General features: G+C 34.9%; 14 protein-coding genes. 5 read left to right on the forward strand and 9 right to left on the reverse strand.

All coding sequences use genetic code 11. The annotated features are described in order from the left end of the window. Positions 1–30: 30 nt before the first annotated feature. From clpB to GQN54_RS05925, 8 genes are all read right to left on the reverse strand, one after another. Entirely contained in the window at positions 31–2,643 is a 2,613-nt protein-coding gene (clpB, locus tag GQN54_RS05890; protein ID WP_160632588.1) for an ATP-dependent chaperone ClpB, read from the reverse strand. Between the two features lie 148 nt (positions 2,644–2,791). Next, entirely contained in the window at positions 2,792–4,717 is a 1,926-nt protein-coding gene (locus GQN54_RS05895) for a M1 family aminopeptidase (RefSeq protein ID WP_160632589.1), read from the reverse strand. Positions 4,718–4,759: 42 nt separating this feature from the next. After that, complete coding sequence (locus GQN54_RS05900; protein ID WP_160632590.1) at positions 4,760–5,626, reverse strand: metal ABC transporter permease; 867 nt, start codon at positions 5,624–5,626, stop codon at positions 4,760–4,762. Continuing rightward, positions 5,626–6,783 carry a hypothetical protein gene (locus GQN54_RS05905; protein WP_160632591.1) on the reverse strand — a complete coding sequence of 386 codons (1,158 nt, stop codon included), beginning with the start codon at positions 6,781–6,783 and terminating at the stop codon, positions 5,626–5,628. Before GQN54_RS05905 ends, GQN54_RS05900 begins: the two co-directional genes overlap by 1 nt. After that, positions 6,783–8,075, reverse strand: coding sequence for a metal ABC transporter permease (locus GQN54_RS05910; RefSeq protein ID WP_160632592.1), 1,293 nt, complete (start codon positions 8,073–8,075; stop codon positions 6,783–6,785). Before GQN54_RS05910 ends, GQN54_RS05905 begins: the two co-directional genes overlap by 1 nt. Beyond that, positions 8,076–8,861, reverse strand: a complete 786-nt coding sequence (locus tag GQN54_RS05915) for a metal ABC transporter ATP-binding protein (RefSeq protein ID WP_160632593.1) — start codon at positions 8,859–8,861, stop codon at positions 8,076–8,078. It lies immediately after the preceding gene. Beyond that, entirely contained in the window at positions 8,861–9,787 is a 927-nt protein-coding gene (locus tag GQN54_RS05920; RefSeq protein WP_160632594.1) for a metal ABC transporter solute-binding protein, Zn/Mn family, read from the reverse strand. Before GQN54_RS05920 ends, GQN54_RS05915 begins: the two co-directional genes overlap by 1 nt. A 9-nt stretch (positions 9,788–9,796) precedes the next feature. Further along, entirely contained in the window at positions 9,797–10,456 is a 660-nt protein-coding gene (locus tag GQN54_RS05925) for a metal-dependent transcriptional regulator (protein ID WP_160632595.1), read from the reverse strand. 441 nt (positions 10,457–10,897) lie between these two features. Between GQN54_RS05925 and GQN54_RS05930 the strand changes: the two genes are divergently transcribed. Further along, positions 10,898–11,341: a helix-turn-helix domain-containing protein gene (locus GQN54_RS05930; RefSeq protein ID WP_160632596.1), complete on the forward strand. Its 444-nt coding sequence runs from the start codon at positions 10,898–10,900 to the stop codon at positions 11,339–11,341. On the opposite strand, the gene GQN54_RS05935 is transcribed toward GQN54_RS05930, so the two are convergent. After that, positions 11,331–11,750: a DUF7793 family protein gene (locus GQN54_RS05935; RefSeq protein WP_160632597.1), complete on the reverse strand. Its 420-nt coding sequence runs from the start codon at positions 11,748–11,750 to the stop codon at positions 11,331–11,333. The two genes, GQN54_RS05930 and GQN54_RS05935, sit on opposite strands and share 11 nt — an antisense overlap. A 68-nt stretch (positions 11,751–11,818) precedes the next feature. On the opposite strand from GQN54_RS05935, the gene GQN54_RS05940 reads away from it, so the two are divergent. The 4 genes from GQN54_RS05940 to GQN54_RS05955 all read left to right on the forward strand — a co-directional run bounded on the left by GQN54_RS05940 (position 11,819) and on the right by GQN54_RS05955 (position 16,436). Then, positions 11,819–12,868, forward strand: coding sequence for a quinone-dependent dihydroorotate dehydrogenase (locus tag GQN54_RS05940; RefSeq protein WP_160632598.1), 1,050 nt, complete (start codon positions 11,819–11,821; stop codon positions 12,866–12,868). Continuing rightward, entirely contained in the window at positions 12,861–13,712 is an 852-nt protein-coding gene (locus GQN54_RS05945; protein ID WP_160632599.1) for a hydroxymethylglutaryl-CoA lyase, read from the forward strand. Before GQN54_RS05940 ends, GQN54_RS05945 begins: the two co-directional genes overlap by 8 nt. A gap of 142 nt (positions 13,713–13,854) precedes the next feature. Beyond that, positions 13,855–14,946, forward strand: coding sequence for a vWA domain-containing protein (locus GQN54_RS05950; protein ID WP_160632600.1), 1,092 nt, complete (start codon positions 13,855–13,857; stop codon positions 14,944–14,946). Then, positions 14,943–16,436, forward strand: coding sequence for a sigma 54-interacting transcriptional regulator (locus tag GQN54_RS05955; protein ID WP_160632601.1), 1,494 nt, complete (start codon positions 14,943–14,945; stop codon positions 16,434–16,436). The genes GQN54_RS05950 and GQN54_RS05955 overlap by 4 nt, the downstream gene beginning before the upstream one ends. The last annotated feature ends 2 nt before the right edge of the window (positions 16,437–16,438 follow it).

Here is a 16,438-nt window from a genome sequence, read left to right on the forward strand (position 1 = left end):
GACTTACTCTAACAAACTACTTACTATTTATTAACTCACTATTTCTTTTTCGATAGGAGCTCGAAATACGATTTGATCATCAAATACATCCATAACCATCGTATCTCCATTTTGAATTTTGCCGGCTAATATCTGTTTTGACAATTCATTCAATACTTTTTTCTGAATGACTCTTTTTATAGGTCTTGCGCCAAATTGTGGATCAAACCCTTCTTCGGAGATGAATTGTATGGCTTCGTCAGAAAAACTTAAGTTAATGTCGTTCTTAGCAGCAAGCTTCACTACATGTTGTAATTGAATTCGAACAATTTGATCTAAATTCTCCTTACTTAACGGAGTAAACATAATTGTCTCGTCAATACGATTGATGAATTCAGGCCGCATTGAAGTTTTAAGCAGACCAAATACATCTAGTTTGGTTTTTTCATAAACACGCTCAAATTCCGCTTCTTTAATTCCTTCAAAATTTTCTTGGATAATATTAGATCCTAAATTCGAAGTCATAATAATGATGGTATTTTTAAAGTTCACCAATCGTCCTTTATTGTCTGTCAATCGCCCATCGTCTAATACTTGAAGTAAAATATTAAATACATCTGGGTGTGCTTTTTCAATTTCGTCTAACAATATAACAGAGTAGGGACGTCTTCTAACAGCTTCTGTTAATTGACCACCTTCATCATACCCTACATATCCTGGAGGCGCTCCAACAAGTCTAGATACTGCATGTCGCTCTTGATATTCACTCATATCTATCCGAGTCATTGCATTCTCATCATTAAATAAATAATCACTTAATGCTTTTGCCAATTCAGTTTTACCAACACCAGTAGTTCCCAAAAAGATGAATGACCCGATTGGCTTCTTCTGATCTTGTAAGCCCGCTCTGCTTCGACGTATCGCATCTGAAACTGCTACGATAGCTTCGTCTTGACCTACCACACGTTGGTGCAGTTCATCTTCAAGTCGAAGAAGTTTCTGTCTCTCACTCTCCAACATTTTACTAATTGGAATTCCTGTCCACCTAGCAACCACTGATGCAATTTCTTCAGCATCCACTTCCTCTTTAATAAGGGTGGACTTGCCTTTATTTTCTTTCATTAATTGCTTGAAGTGTTCTAGTTCATTTTCAGCATCTTTTATCTTACCATATCTAATTTCTGCTACCTTTCCATAGTCTCCTGCTCGTTCAGCTTGCTCAGCCTCCAATTTGTATTGATCTATGGCTTCTTTAGCTTTCTGAACTCCATCTATAATGCTCCTTTCGCTTTGCCATTTGGCATTTAATTCATCTCTTTTCTCTGAAAGGTTTGCAATTTCTTCTGATAGAGAAGCTAACTTTTTTTCATCCTTTTCTCGTTTAATTGCCTCTCTTTCAATTTCTAGCTGCATTATTCTTCTATCTAACTCATCCATTTCTTCAGGTTTTGAGTTGATTTCCATTCTTAACTTTGAGGCAGCTTCATCGATTAAATCAATTGCTTTATCCGGTAAAAAGCGGTCTGTAATATATCGTTGAGACAGCTCCACTGCTTGAATTATCGCTTCATCTTTTATCTGAACCTTATGATGCGTTTCATATTTATCTTTAATACCTCTCAGAATTGAAATAGCATCTTCCGTATTGGGTTCATCAATCAATACCTTTTGAAAACGTCTTTCAAGTGCTTTGTCTTTTTCAAAGTATTTCTGATACTCATTTAAAGTTGTTGCGCCTACTGCTCTTAATTCACCTCTAGCTAAGGCGGGCTTAAGAATGTTGGCTGCATCCATTGCACCTTCACCGCCACCGGCACCGACTAAAGTGTGAATTTCATCAATAAATAAGATGATTTCACCTGCTGAAGCAGTTACTTCTTTGACAACAGACTTCAATCGCTCTTCAAATTCTCCTTTATATTTGGCTCCGGCAACTAAAGCTCCCATGTCCAAACTGAAAATCTTCTTAGAAGTTAGATTGTCAGGCACATCTCCATTCACGATTCGGTGTGCGATTCCTTCTGCTATAGCGGTTTTACCAACTCCCGGTTCACCAATTAATATCGGATTGTTTTTTGTTCTTCTAGAAAGAATTTGAAGAACTCTACGGATTTCTTCATCTCTACCAATAACAGGGTCTAATTTACCTGATGCAGCCATTTTATTCAAATTGTTAGCATACTTTTCAAGTGAATTATAGGTTTCTTCTTGAGAGGCAGAGGTTACTTTTTCTCCTTTTCGAAGTTCTTCAATGGCTTTTTTCAAATCCTTTTCATTTACACCACTATCTTTCAATAGTTGAGCAATTTGATCGGAGTTGTTTAATAATCCTAATAACAAGTGTTCTAAGGAAACATATTCATCACCAAAACTTTTCAAGTAGGAGGTCGCTAACTGTAATGCTTTGTTTGCTCCTTTAGATAGATATGCTTCTCCACCGCTTACTTTAGGGTAGGAGGTCACAATTCGATCTAAAGCTTGTTGAACATTATTTAAGTTTACGCCTAGTTTTTGGAATAAATAGGGACTAACATTTTCATCAACGTTAAATATTCCCTTAAGTAGGTGTCCTGTCTCAATGGCTTGTTGCCCATTTTCCATTGCAAGTTGCTGCGCACTTTGCACGGCTTCTTGCGATTTTATTGTGAAATTATTAAAATTCATATTGTGGATTTTTCGTTAGTTTTTATTTGACGAAAATGGATTAACAATTTATCTTCCATTCTATAAAAAAATATAAAATCGGAAAATTTGACATAAAAAAAGGAGCTTTTCATTCAAAAAGCTCCTTTTTGCAGACATAATGTCTGTATTATTCTACAATTAATTTCTTTTTAATAGTTCCTTGGTCGGTAGTTATGGCTACAAAATAAATTCCCGATTCTAGAGAAGATACATCAATTTGATTTTTATTCAAACTTGATTTAATTGATTGACCTAAAGCATTAAGTACTTCGTAAGAGATAACCCTAGTCTGTTGGTTATTGAATTCGATGGTTACAATATTTCTAGCAGGGTTAGGGTAGAAGTATACAGTGTTAGAAGAGTTCCTTTGCTCCGCTAGTGAAGTAATAGTATTGTTTCTAGTAAGAATCCATTGTTCAGGATCAAATACTGCGTTGGTAATAGTAAAAGGTATGGACACATTGAATGTTTGCCCTGAAAATGTATGATCCAATACCACTGTAGTGTCTTCTCCATTTGGGCCTTCAAAATATATAGGTACAGGCATTTCAAAAAAACTAACCGATGAATGAGAAGTCGTTTGTTGTATGTTAATGTCTGTCGTTGCTCCATTTTGATTGTAAGAAACTTGGTAGTTTGGATAACCTTGACCGTAATACCAATCATCTAAAAATTCGGTTAAATTTAACCCTGAACTTGCTTCTAAATGTTGCTTTAATTGTGCTGTTTTTGCATAACCGTATGCCAAAGAAGTATCATTTAGATAATTTCTACAACCTTGGAAAAATGCAGAATCACCCATTTTCCATCTTAGCATATGAAGTAAATAGGCTCCCTTGTTATAAGACAATCTGCTGCTAAATATAGAATTAACACTAGTCGTATCGGTCACAAACACCGATCCACCTGAAAAGGAAGTAGCCGAGTTGGAAGTGGAGCTTTTCCAATTCGACCAAAATTGAGGTTGAACGTTTTCATAACTCAATCCTGTCAAATAGGTTGCAAAACCTTCATTCAACCAGATATCTTGCCAGGTTCCACATGTTACTTTATTGCCAAACCATTGATGAGCCAATTCGTGGGCAACCAATCCAAAACTGTAATTAACCATAAAACTCATCGTTTGGTGTTCCATGCCGCCACCCCAACCAAATTGAGCATGACCATACTTTTCATTTTCGAATGGATAAGGTATAAACAAACTATCAAAAAGGTCAATTAAATCTGCAGTGATAGGGGTTTGCGTTACAGCTTGAGAATAGGTTTCTGGGTAAACATAATTCAAAATTTCTAATGAATCAGTGCCTTGTACCAAGTAATCGGAATATATACTATAATTGGTAACCGCAAATGCTACAAGATAAGCTGTTATTGGATAGCGATGTCTCCAATGGCTTCTTGTAAAAGAGTTAACTGTATCTCTAGCAACTAAAATTCCATTAGATGCTGCAAGGTAAGCAACTGGATTAGTAATAATAAAATCAATAGAGTCTGCTTTGTCGGTTAGGGTTTGTTTACATGGCCACCAGTCCTTGGCTCCGTATGGTTCAGAAAGGGTCCACATAGCAGAAGTACCATTGTGTGCTTGAGTAATAAAAGATCCAAAACCTCCTCCAGTAGGGGTTCCTTGATAGAAGATTTGAACTGAATCTAAAATACCGATTTGTAAATTGGTAGGAAATATAATCCTCAATACATCATTCGTTAATTGCATAAACGAGATGTTGGAATTATTGTATTTTACAGAGTCTACTGTTAATGAATTCAATAAATCCAGCTCAAGAGAACCCGCATTGTTTTGACTGGCAATAAAATGCATCGTAACGTCTCCTTTGATAAATAAAACGGCAGGATCTACCGCAATATTTAATCGGTAGTATTTTACATCATAATTCGATGAGTTTGCATTGGATTTATTGTTGTTGTTCAGCATCATTTTTGTGTCTAAAATGTGCGATTTACAATTTTGATTGCTAAAGTCCGGAGTTTGAGCATTGGAATAACTCAAGCCCATGAAGGTGGATAGCAACAATATAAGTTGTCTTTTTAACATAGTCTATTAATTGATATATTCTAAATTGAACCTAAAGTTAGACTAAAAGTTGGGAACTTGAGTGGCTTTTTGGGCTCTTATTTTTTGAATGATGAATACGATAGTGAAGAATATGCCTGTCATGGTAGCCATAGCACCAGCTATCGAGCCATCCATGGTGTAAGCAAGGTAGTAACCAGAAATGGCTGATAAAGTTCCAAATAGAGCTGATAATAACAACATTTTCTTCAAGTCGTCTACTATAAGGTATGCTGTGGCAGCTGGAACAATTAAAAAGGCCACGACTAAAATAGCACCAACAGATTCAAAAGCAACGACTGTAGTTAATGAAACAGAACTCATTAAAGCATAGTGCCAAAAAGCAGCACTTATACCGATAGCTTTAGCGTACTCTTCATTGAATGAGGTGATGAATAAACCTTTATATCCCCATATAATAAAAGTAACGATTAGGATTAAAGTAACACCTCCAATCCAAACAGGACGAGGACCTAAAGAAACTCCTGATGCTAGATAGAAGATATCCAAAGGAACCATCGCAATTTCTCCATAAAGAACGCAATCTTGGTCCAAGTCAATATTGTCTGCAAAGAAGGATATAAGAATGATTCCTATTGCAAACAGCCATGTAAAAGTGATTCCGATAGCAGCATCAGATTGAAGCCTCGCTTTTCTATGAAAAAGTTCAATGATAACAGTTGTAAGTACGCCTAGACATGCTGCTCCAATTAGCATTGGGATGGTTTCTCTGCTACCTGAAAACAAAAATGCTAATACGATTCCTGGTAGTACAGCATGAGAGATAGCATCACCTACCATTGCCATTTTTCTTAAAATAAGGTAGCAACCTAAAAGGCTACAGCTTATTGCAATTAAAGTCCCTGTTAAGATAATCCAAAAAGAGGCCATCAGTTTTGATCGAATTTAGTGAGAATTAGATTCCATTTTGTTTCTATTTCTTGTTCTGTAAGGTCTAATGATTCTGTCAATAAAACAGTTAATTCTTTTTTTGTGGAGGTGTTGCCATTGATTAAGACGTTCAAGCCCTTTTCTCCTTTAAGTTCAAAAACAAGTTCACATAATGCAGCTCCAGCAGGATAAGCGACCTGATATCCTTTGTAAGGATTGTTATGATCAAAAATAGAGTGGAAATTGGTTGATGAGTCATTAAAAACATCATCACTTAATAGTTTCATTCTATTTTGATATTCAGTAATATCGACTTTTGTACCCAGAAAAGTGGCTAGACCCTCTTCAATGATATGACTTCTATTCTGATTTTCAGGTAATAGTTGATGGATAAATTCATGAGGATAAAACTCATCCTTGATACAAGAGATTACCATCTGTTCTTTAGATTTTCCTGTAGTGATACCAGTAAAATAGTAATCGAAATTTTCTAATTGACCCATCTGATCAATGTCATTAGCAATGTAGTAGTTAAAGTGATAGTTCGTGTTTTCTGGATTGTATTCTTTTAGAATCTCAGCACAAAATTCATTGGCTTTTTGAGCCCGTTTTTCTGAAAAGTCATAATCAAAAGGGTAATGAAACGTAATGTGCTTTGTTTTAAAGGTATTCCACCCAGAAGTTACATTTTGTAAGGAGTTTTCCAATACCCATTTATTGTTTTCTTTTACTGCAAAAAGTTGGTGAATGGCCCAAACTTTAGAGCCAATATATGCCGGTTCAGTGGTGTTAGAGGAATAGAGAACTTTAATTCTATATTTTTCATCAACCGGCTCAATGGATAGTATAAAAGGTGGAAAATATCGTTGAATTTCTTCACCTGTAAAAGATTGAAATAGTGTGGCTCTTGAAAGATCAAAATCTTTGAATTTTTTCTTCTCCTCAGAATTCCAGTATGGGTTATTTTGAATCAATTCCGGTGATGAATTTAAGTAGTTGGAATATAGTTGTATTATTGATCTGATGTCTGCATTATTAGTATCCACTCTATTACTTACTGAGATGGAGGGAGGCGTCTTGGTTTGCAATGCAGAGCATGAAAAAATAGCGATAGAAATTCCAAAATAGAGTAATAAAAGGTGTTTTATTTTCATCATTAATCAGTATAAGGAATATTACTTTGGTGTGGGTCTTTAGTTGGATAGTTGAGTTCTTTCTCCAATAATCTTTCTACCTCGGGAGTAATGATGTGCTCAATCGCTTCGGCATCATTATGAACATGATCTGGAGCTAATTTCAATTTTTTATTTAAGTACATTTCCCATAGTCGATGTAGTCGAACAATTCGTTTGGCTTCGATTAACCCTAATTTTGTCAGGTGCCATTTATTGTTAAGAATTCTAATTTGATTTTTTGATTTTAAATAAGCTAAACCCTTTGTTAACTCTTGTGGATAAAAGTCTCTAGATTCAAGTAAAGTTGAAAAGTCAAACCCTTGGTGATAATCTTCACTTTCTTCACTTAAATGGAAAAACAGTTTTAATATATTCTCATTTCTTATTTTCAATCGATTCGACTGTTGGCGCTTAAGTTGGGGAAGAATGCCATTTTTTGGTGCGAAAAAAATAGAAGAAAGGGCAATGAAAGATAAACAGACAACTATCCATGGGCCAGTAGGCATAGAGGGGTAAAGGTAACTAATATAGGTTCCTAGTAGTGCAGAAAAAGCTCCAAGAATCGTGGCTATCAGAATCATTTTCCACAATTGATGTGTCCAAAAGCGCGCAGCAGTGGCAGGCGTTATTAAAAGTGCAGCCATTAAAACTACCCCTACTGCTTGAATCCCCACAGCAATGGCCAATACCGTTAAACTTGATAATACAAATTCCAAAAAATTGACAGGAAGTCCGATGGATCTTGCAAAGTCAGAATTGAAGGATATCAATTTAAATTCTTTGTAAAAAAGGAAAACCACAAATATTAAGGCAATTGCTACACTTCCAAAAATAGTTACATCATCAGAGGTGAGTGAAGCAGCTTTCCCAAACAAGAACTTATCTAATCCTGCTTGTGAGGCATTTCCTGAGTGCTGAATAGCAGTCAATAATAAAATTCCGAAGCCAAAGAATACACTCAACACTATTCCAATTGAAGTGTCGGACTTTAATTTGGAATGGTTGGAAATGTAATTAACCATGAGTAATGATATCCAACCTGATATAGTAGCTCCGATTAATAAGTAAATGGGATTCTTGGTTCCTGAAATGATAAACGCTAAACATACCCCAGGGAGTATGGAGTGGGCAATAGCATCTCCAACCAATGCTTGTTTTCTAAGAAAAGCGAAACAACCAACAATAGCAGCAGCAGCGCTTAGTAGCATTGTTCCAAATGCTACAAATCTTACATTGGGGTCAGAGAAAGACAGAAAGTCAAGTAAATCGTTCATTTATTTTCTTTTTTTCTCTCGAATAGGGAAATCGTGTTCTTTTACCAGTTCTCCAACCTTGCTCAACACATTCAATTTGCCTCCATAAGCTTCTTGCAATAGCTCTTCGTTAAAAATTTCAGATTTAGGGCCAGAAGCTACAAGCCGAGTATTTAAAAGTACAATCCAATCAAAATAATCCTTCGCTGTCTGAAGGTCATGATGAACAACTATTACAGTTTTTCCTTTGCTTTTCATTTCTTGCATAAGGGTCAAAATAGCTTGTTCTGTAGCTGCATCAACTCCCACAAAGGGTTCATCCATTATAAATAAGTCAGCATTTTGTGTCAATGAGCGTGCAATAAAAACGCGCTGTTGCTGCCCACCAGAAAGCTGTGAAATTTGCCGGTTACTAAATTCCAATAAATTAACTTTTTCTAAAGCTTCAGCCGCAATGTCTTTATCTACTTTTTTGATGCGCTTAAACAAGTTTTTTGGACTATACCTACCCATTAAAACTACATCCATAACACTGGCTGGAAAATCCCAATCTACTGATTCTCTTTGTGGAACATAACTAATTCTATGACGCACATCATTTAGTTTTTGACCAAATATTTCAACATATCCACTGCTTAGCGGAGTTAATCCCATGATCGATTTAAGAAGTGTAGTCTTGCCAGAGCCATTAGGGCCAATTATCCCAATTATTTGTCCTTTTGGAAGTTTAAAATCAACATTCCAAAGCACGGGCTTTCGATTATAACTTACTGTTAGGTTGTGCGTTTCAAGCGCTATTTCTTCCATTATCTTAATGCGTTAACGATGGAGGTAACATTGTATTTAACCATGCCTAAGTAGGTGCCTCCGGATGTTCCTTTATCGCCCATAGCATCTGAGTATAGATTGGCTCCAATTTTTAAGTCATATCCCTTTTCTTTGCATCCTTCAATGACCGCTTCCATTGATTTTTGGTTAACAGAAGTTTCTACAAACACTGCTTTGACTTTATTTTTTATTATGTATTCAACCATATTTGTAACATCTCTAAGTCCATATTCTGAAAGCGTAGAGATGCCTTGTAATCCTTTAACTTCAACATCATATGCTTTTCCGAAATATCCAAAAGCATCGTGAGCAGTTATCAAAATGCGTTTCTCTACAGGTAATTCACTGATTTTATTTTTTATCCAAGTGTCAATGGCTAATAAGTTATTAGCATAGGATAAGCCTTGGTTAGTAATTTTTTCAGCATTAATACTGTCTTCAGCCGCAATTTGTTTGGTTACATATTCACAAGCAGTGGACCATAAGGTAGCATCAAACCAGATGTGTGGATCTTGAGCTCCTTTAAATTGGTCTGAAGTAATTAATAAGGATGGATCTATGCCTTCTGCAGCAGCAATTACCTTTTTATTTCCTTTTACCTTTTCAAAGATTTCACCCATTTTACCTTCTAAATGTAGTCCATTGTATACGATAATGTCTGCGTTCATTAAATACTGGATATCATTTTGAGTGGCTTTGTATAAATGAGGATCAACTCCGGCACCCATTAATACTTTCAAGTCAGCCTTATCTTTAACAATATTGCTAACCATGTCTCCTAAAATATTGGTGGTAACTACTATTTGAAGTCTTTTTTCTACCGGTTCTGATTTTTCCACTTTTTTAGGTTCAGGCTGTGTGCATGCCAGAGAGAATAGGAGTAAGGAATAAACTATTTTTTTCATCTTTTACAATTAAATAAATTTAATATATAGGTTTTTACTAATGTCGAAAGAGATAGTAATGTTTTCTTTTCCTGCAATTTGAACTATTGCAGATTGGTCAAACTCAAATCGATTAATCAGTTTTACACGTGTGCCCAAAACCAATTTTACAGCATCCAAATATTGAAGAAAAGAATTTGAATGTTCTTTTACTCCTACTATGTGAGCTTCTTCTCCAATAGGTAATGCAGATAATACTGTGTCATGGATTTTATTAATTCTTCCTTCTTTATCAGGTATAGGGTCTCCATGAGGGTCAAATTTGGGGTATTCTAAAAAACTATCCAATCGATCTACAAGTGCTGATGAGCGAATGTGCTCCAACTGTTCTGCTATTTCATGTACTTCGTCCCATTTGAATTTTAGTTTTTCTACTAAAAAAAACTCCCAAAGTCTATGTTTTCGAATTACATCGATAGCAATGGCCATACCTCTATTGGTAAGTGATGCGGGTTGATACTTGGTATAATTCACCAACTTTTTTTCGCTCAGTTTTTTTAGCATATCTGTCACTGAAGAAGCTTTAGTGTCAAGTTTTTCTGCAACAGCATTTGTGCTTGCACCACCTTGTTGGATTTGATTCAAACTATAAATAGCTTTTAAATAGTTTTCTTCTGCTAAAGAAATCATGTAATTGTGTTTTAGACAAAAGTACTTTAAGTTTTTGTTCCCAACCTTAAAATTTTTAGAGTTGCCTAAAAATGATTATAAAATGTGTTAAGATGTGGGGTAGAGTATTAAGATAAGTATTGTTAAAATGGGTTGAATAATTGTACGATTACAAATGTAAAACAACTTCAATTTACATTTGTCAATACCTTTGATGTTACAAAAGTAAATTACAATAATAGGGTGTTTACGATTGTAAATAGTAGTTTGCAAGACATTCAGACTATTAGTTTACAATTCTAAATAAGCTATTCATTTAACTAATTTATTATAAATAATATCCTTTAAATCAACATTTAGTATAGTTTATTTAAATCTTTAGTTGATGTGATTTAGCTTTATTCTATTAACCTTTTGTATAGTTTTACTTATGTAACTTTAAATTTAATTACATTTGTAAATATGGATTTGATAGATAGGTTTAAATATGTAATGAAGGTTTACAATGAATCACCTTCTAGTTTTGCAGACAAAATTGGTGTGCAACGTTCAAGTATTTCACACATATTGAGTGGACGAAATAAACCCAGTTTGGATTTTATTCAAAAGATAATGGAGTATTATCCAAAAATAGATGCTCAATGGTTAATTAATGGAAAGCAATCCAATCCAAAAGAAGTGGAAGTTGGTTTGGATAGGGAAATTGAAAAAGCGCCATCCACTATTATTTCATCGGAAAATTCTAAGATTAAGGAGGAGGAACCAGGACCATCATTCTCGAATAATGAAGAAAAAAGTGAAGAAAAAGAGGATCTTAATTCTAAATCAAACGATTTATTCAAAAAAAAAATCGATAAGATAATAGTGTTTTATACTGATAATACTTTTGAAGTATTTAATCGATAGAATTCAGCCAATTAATTGCTTTGGACTCGTCGTTAAAAAGTCGTGTAGGGATGTTAGGCTTGTTAAAGCGAATGAAAAAGTTCGCGACTAATCTTATTCCAATACTATTGACCAATAATGCGCTCCTCAATCCTAATTCTGGAGCTCGTTTATGTTTAGCTACATAGTCGCGTGCTTCAGGAGAGATATTATAGTTAATTACTCTTGCATCTGTTATTAAAAAACGTCTTCCTAGTTCGGCGTATGGTAGAAATGTATTCGTTAATTCTATCATTTCGTCAAGTTCCATATCAGCTCCTTCTTTGAATTTAAAATAGAGCTTGTTGGTAGAAAATTGATAAAGAGTAACCGCTGGAAAATCTTTAATTAATTGAAGATTTTCAATTTCAATCGATTCGGTATGGTTCAATATCTCTGAGATAATTTAGGTGTATTAGATTTGTTGTACTTAAATTTGCTTTTCAAAAAAAACACTCCATGTATAGCATAATAAAATCTATTCTATTCAAGTTCGATGCTGAAAAAGTTCATCATTTTACCTTTCAGTTGATTAAATCAACCTATAAACAGGAGTGGGTTAGAAAATTAATCATAAAAAACTACAGTTTCAAATCAAATCTCCTTTCTAAGCAATTGATGGGGCTCGATTTTCCTAATCCTGTTGGTTTAGCTGCAGGTTTTGATAAAGATGCAAAGTTATACAAAGAATTGTCTGCTTTTGGTTTTGGATTTATAGAAATTGGAACATTAACGCCCAAACCACAAGAAGGGAATCCCAAACCAAGGTTATTCAGGTTGCCAAAGGATGAAGCGATAATAAATCGCATGGGTTTTAATAATGGCGGCGTAGATGAAGCTGTAGAACGATTGAAAAATAGACCTAAAGGCATTATAGTAGGCGGTAATATTGGAAAGAATAAAGTGACACCTAACGATAGCGCAATGGACGATTATACCTACTGTTTCAAAGCGCTTTACGATTATGTGGATTACTTTGTAGTAAATGTAAGTTCGCCCAATACTCCTAATTTAAGAGATTTACAAGAAAAAGAGCCATTAACTAATTTATTGAAAGGTTTACAAGTTTTAAACCAACAACAAATCCAACCGAAGCCAATTCTATTAAAAATAGCTCCCGATTTAACAAATACTCAGCTGGATGATATAATAGAGATTGTGAAGGCTACTCGAATTAATGGGGTAATTGCAACCAACACCACGATAGATCGATCTGAATTAAAAACTTCAACCTCAAAAATAGAAGCCATAGGAGCAGGTGGTGTAAGTGGTAAACCTTTAACTAAAAGATCAACAGAAGTAATAAGGTATTTGAAAACTGAGTCTAAAAATAGTTTTATTGTGATCGGAGTTGGTGGAATACAAACTGGAAGGGATGCTATTGAAAAATTGCAAGCAGGTGCAGATTTATTGCAAATCTACAGTGGTTTTATTTATGGAGGACCCGGAACGGTGAAGAGAATTAATAAGGAAATCGCGAATTATTTTAAAAATACCGCCAATGCTTAAGTTAACTGAATGCCCAAGAGATGCCATGCAAGGATTGCATGATTTTATTCCAACTGATGTTAAAGTTAATTATATCAATCAATTATTAACAGTGGGTTTTGACACTATTGATTTTGGGAGTTTTGTTTCACCTAAGGCAATACCTCAAATGAAGGATACTGCTGAAGTCCTGAAAAAGTTAGATCTAAAGGATTCGAAATCTAAATTATTGGCAATTATCGCTAATGAAAGAGGAGCAAAGGATGCTTTTCATTTTGAAGAAATAGATTATTTGGGTTTTCCATTTTCTATTTCTGAAACCTTTCAGCAGCGTAATACCAATTCTTCTATAGAGGAGTCATTGAAAAGGGTAGAAGCTATTCAAAATGGCTGCTTGAAAAACAATAAGCAATTAGTGGTATACATTTCAATGGCATTTGGAAACCCATATGGAGATGTATGGCATCCTGATGTGGTTACGGAGTGGGCGGAGAAGTTGGCGGCATTAGACATTGCTAAAATAGCCCTATCTGATACTGTTGGAGTTTCAACCCCTGAAAATATAAGTAGTTTATTTGCCCAATTAATCCCTGAATTACCTAATATTAGATTTGGAGCTCATTTACACACTACACCTGATACATGGGAAGAAAAGGTAGCTGCAGCCTATAATAATGGATGTATTGAATTTGATGGTGCCATTAAAGGGTTTGGTGGCTGCCCGATGGCGGCAGATGAACTAACTGGAAATATGCCAACAGAAAAAATGGTTGAATATTTTTTTAAGAACAATATTGAAACAGGAATAAATCGGGATCATTTTTCGGACAGTGTTCTGTTTGCAAACCAAATTTTTCCAGTTTAACTACTAATTTCAGACCGTGATCTTAACGATTAATTGATTATTTATTTATAGGTAGGAAAAGCCAATTTTCTATTTAAGCGATTAACCTTTTTTATAAGAACAAAGCAATTGGAAAGCTGTTTAAAGTTGTAATTTTAAACTTATGATTGGATTCCGATTTAGTGAATTTACAGAAGATTCCACCCAAACGCCATTTGAGCGTTTATTGAAGCTTTTTTTAGAGTTGATGACTTATACCTCAGGTGATGTAGAGGAGGCATTTGATTGGATGAAACAATTGGATGCTGCTCATCACATTACCGATGATGATTATACTTTAGATGACTTCCGTAAGGATTTAGAAAAAAAGAGCTTACTCCGGACTGACCCAAACGATTCTACTTCAAAAATTACATCGAAGACTGAACAATTAATCCGGAAACGGGCATTGGATCAAATTTTCGGTAAAATGAAGAAAGGGACTAATGGAAATCACCAAACCAAATATGTGGGAAAAGGTGAGGAGTCCACTTCTAATAAACGTCCCTTTCAATTTGGTGATAGTTTTGAGCAAATCGACTTTACAGAATCTTTTAAAAGAGCTCAAATAAATCATGGAATTGAAGATTTTCAAATGACGGAAGATGATTTAGAGGTTCAGGAAACTAGCCATAAAACACAGTTATCAACGGTGTTAATGATTGATATTTCTCACTCAATGATTTTATATGGAGAAGATAGAATTACTCCTGCAAAAAAGGTGGCCATGGCTTTGGCCGAATTCATAACCACTCGTTATCCGAAAGATAGTTTGGATATAGTGGTGTTTGGAAATGATGCATGGCAAGTCCAAATTAAAGATTTACCATATTTAACGGTTGGTCCATATCATACTAACACTGTTGCAGGTCTAGAATTAGCCATGGATTTACTGAGAAGAAAGAAGTCGTCTAATAAACAGATTTTGATGATAACAGATGGAAAACCAACTTGTATTATTGAAAACGGAGAGTATTATCAAAACAGTTGGGGACAAGATCCTAAGATATTAAACAAGACAGTGAATTTGGCAGCTCAATGCCGAAAATTGAAAATACCAATCACCACCTTTATGATTGCTGAAGATCCATACTTACAGAAGTTTGTGGAGCAGTTTACCGAAGCGAACAACGGCAAAGCGTTCTATTCAGGTTTAGATGGGCTTGGAGGTTTCATATTTGCTGATTACGAACGAAATAAAAAGAGAAATATATGAGCGATTTAACGCAGATCACCACTTTGGGAGAACTAAAGAAAAGTGGATATCAATCCAAGAAAGTAAAAGATGAATTGCGAGATAATTTATTGGGTAAATTAAAATCAAAAGAACAGGTTTTCAAAGAAATACATGGATACGAGGATACTGTAATTCCAAGTATAGAGCGAGCAATTTTAGCTAAACATAACATTAATTTATTGGGCTTGAGAGGGCAAGCCAAAACAAAGATTGCTCGATTGATGGTTCATTTACTGGATGAATACATTCCTATTGTAAAAGGCTCAGAAATTAATGATGATCCCTTTAACCCCATTTCTTTTTATGCTAAAGAATTGATATTACACGAAGGGGATAAAACTCCCATCACTTGGTTGCATAGAGAAGATCGATATACAGAGAAATTAGCAACTCCAGATGTTAGTATAGCAGATCTAATCGGTGATATTGACCCTATTAAGGCGGCTAACTTAAAGTTAGATTATTCAGACGAGCGCGTTATTCATTTTGGTTTGATTGCAAGGGCGAATAGAGGGATTTTTGTTATTAATGAGTTGCCCGACTTGCAAGCAAGAATTCAAGTTTCATTGTTTAATATTTTACAAGAAGGGGATATTCAGATTAGGGGATTTAAATTGAGATTACCTTTAGATTTACAATTTGTTTTTACTGCCAATCCAGAAGATTATACCAATAGAGGATCGATCATTACTCCACTTAAGGATAGAATACAAAGTCAGATAATGACACATTACCCCAAGAATTTAACTTTGGCCAGAGAAATAACTGCACAAGAAGTTAAATTAAGTCCTTTACAGAAGGAGTTGGTAATTGTTCCTGAACTGTTAAAAGACTTACTCGAGCAAATTGCTTTCGAAGCAAGAAAAAGTGAATACGTAGATGCTAAGAGTGGCGTTTCAGCACGTTTAACAATTGCTGCTTATGAAAACATGGTTAGTTCAGCAGAACGAAGATGTATTATAAACGAAGAAAAAATAACAACAGCCCGTGTAGCAGATCTTATGAATGTTGTGCCGGCTCTTGTTGGAAAAATTGAAATGGTTTATGAGGGTGAGCAAGAAGGGGCGGTAAACGTAGCATACGCTATTGTGCAAGCTGCTATTCGAACATTAGTGGTAAATTATTTTCCAGAATTGAAAGATTTGAAAAAGAATAAAACAATAGAAGCAGAGAAGTATAATTTGATTATTAATTCATTTTCTAATAACGTAGTCGATATTGAGTCCGACTATACTGATCAAGTGTATCAAGAAGAATTGACTAATATACCTGGAATGAAAGAATTAATAGAATCAAAGTTTAAAACTCTACCAAAACAAGAGCAATTTTTAATGATGGAATTTTTACTGCATGGATTGGCAGAATATTCACTGCTAGGCAGAAAGCGCATGGAGACCAAATTGCGTTTTAACGATTTATTTCAGTCGATGCTCTATTCAAACGAGGAAGAAAACGAAGAAGACTTTTAATT

The sequence above is a fragment of the Acidiluteibacter ferrifornacis genome (genome assembly GCF_009909615.1).
In the GTDB taxonomy this organism is placed as follows: domain Bacteria; phylum Bacteroidota; class Bacteroidia; order Flavobacteriales_E; family Vicingaceae; genus Acidiluteibacter; species Acidiluteibacter ferrifornacis.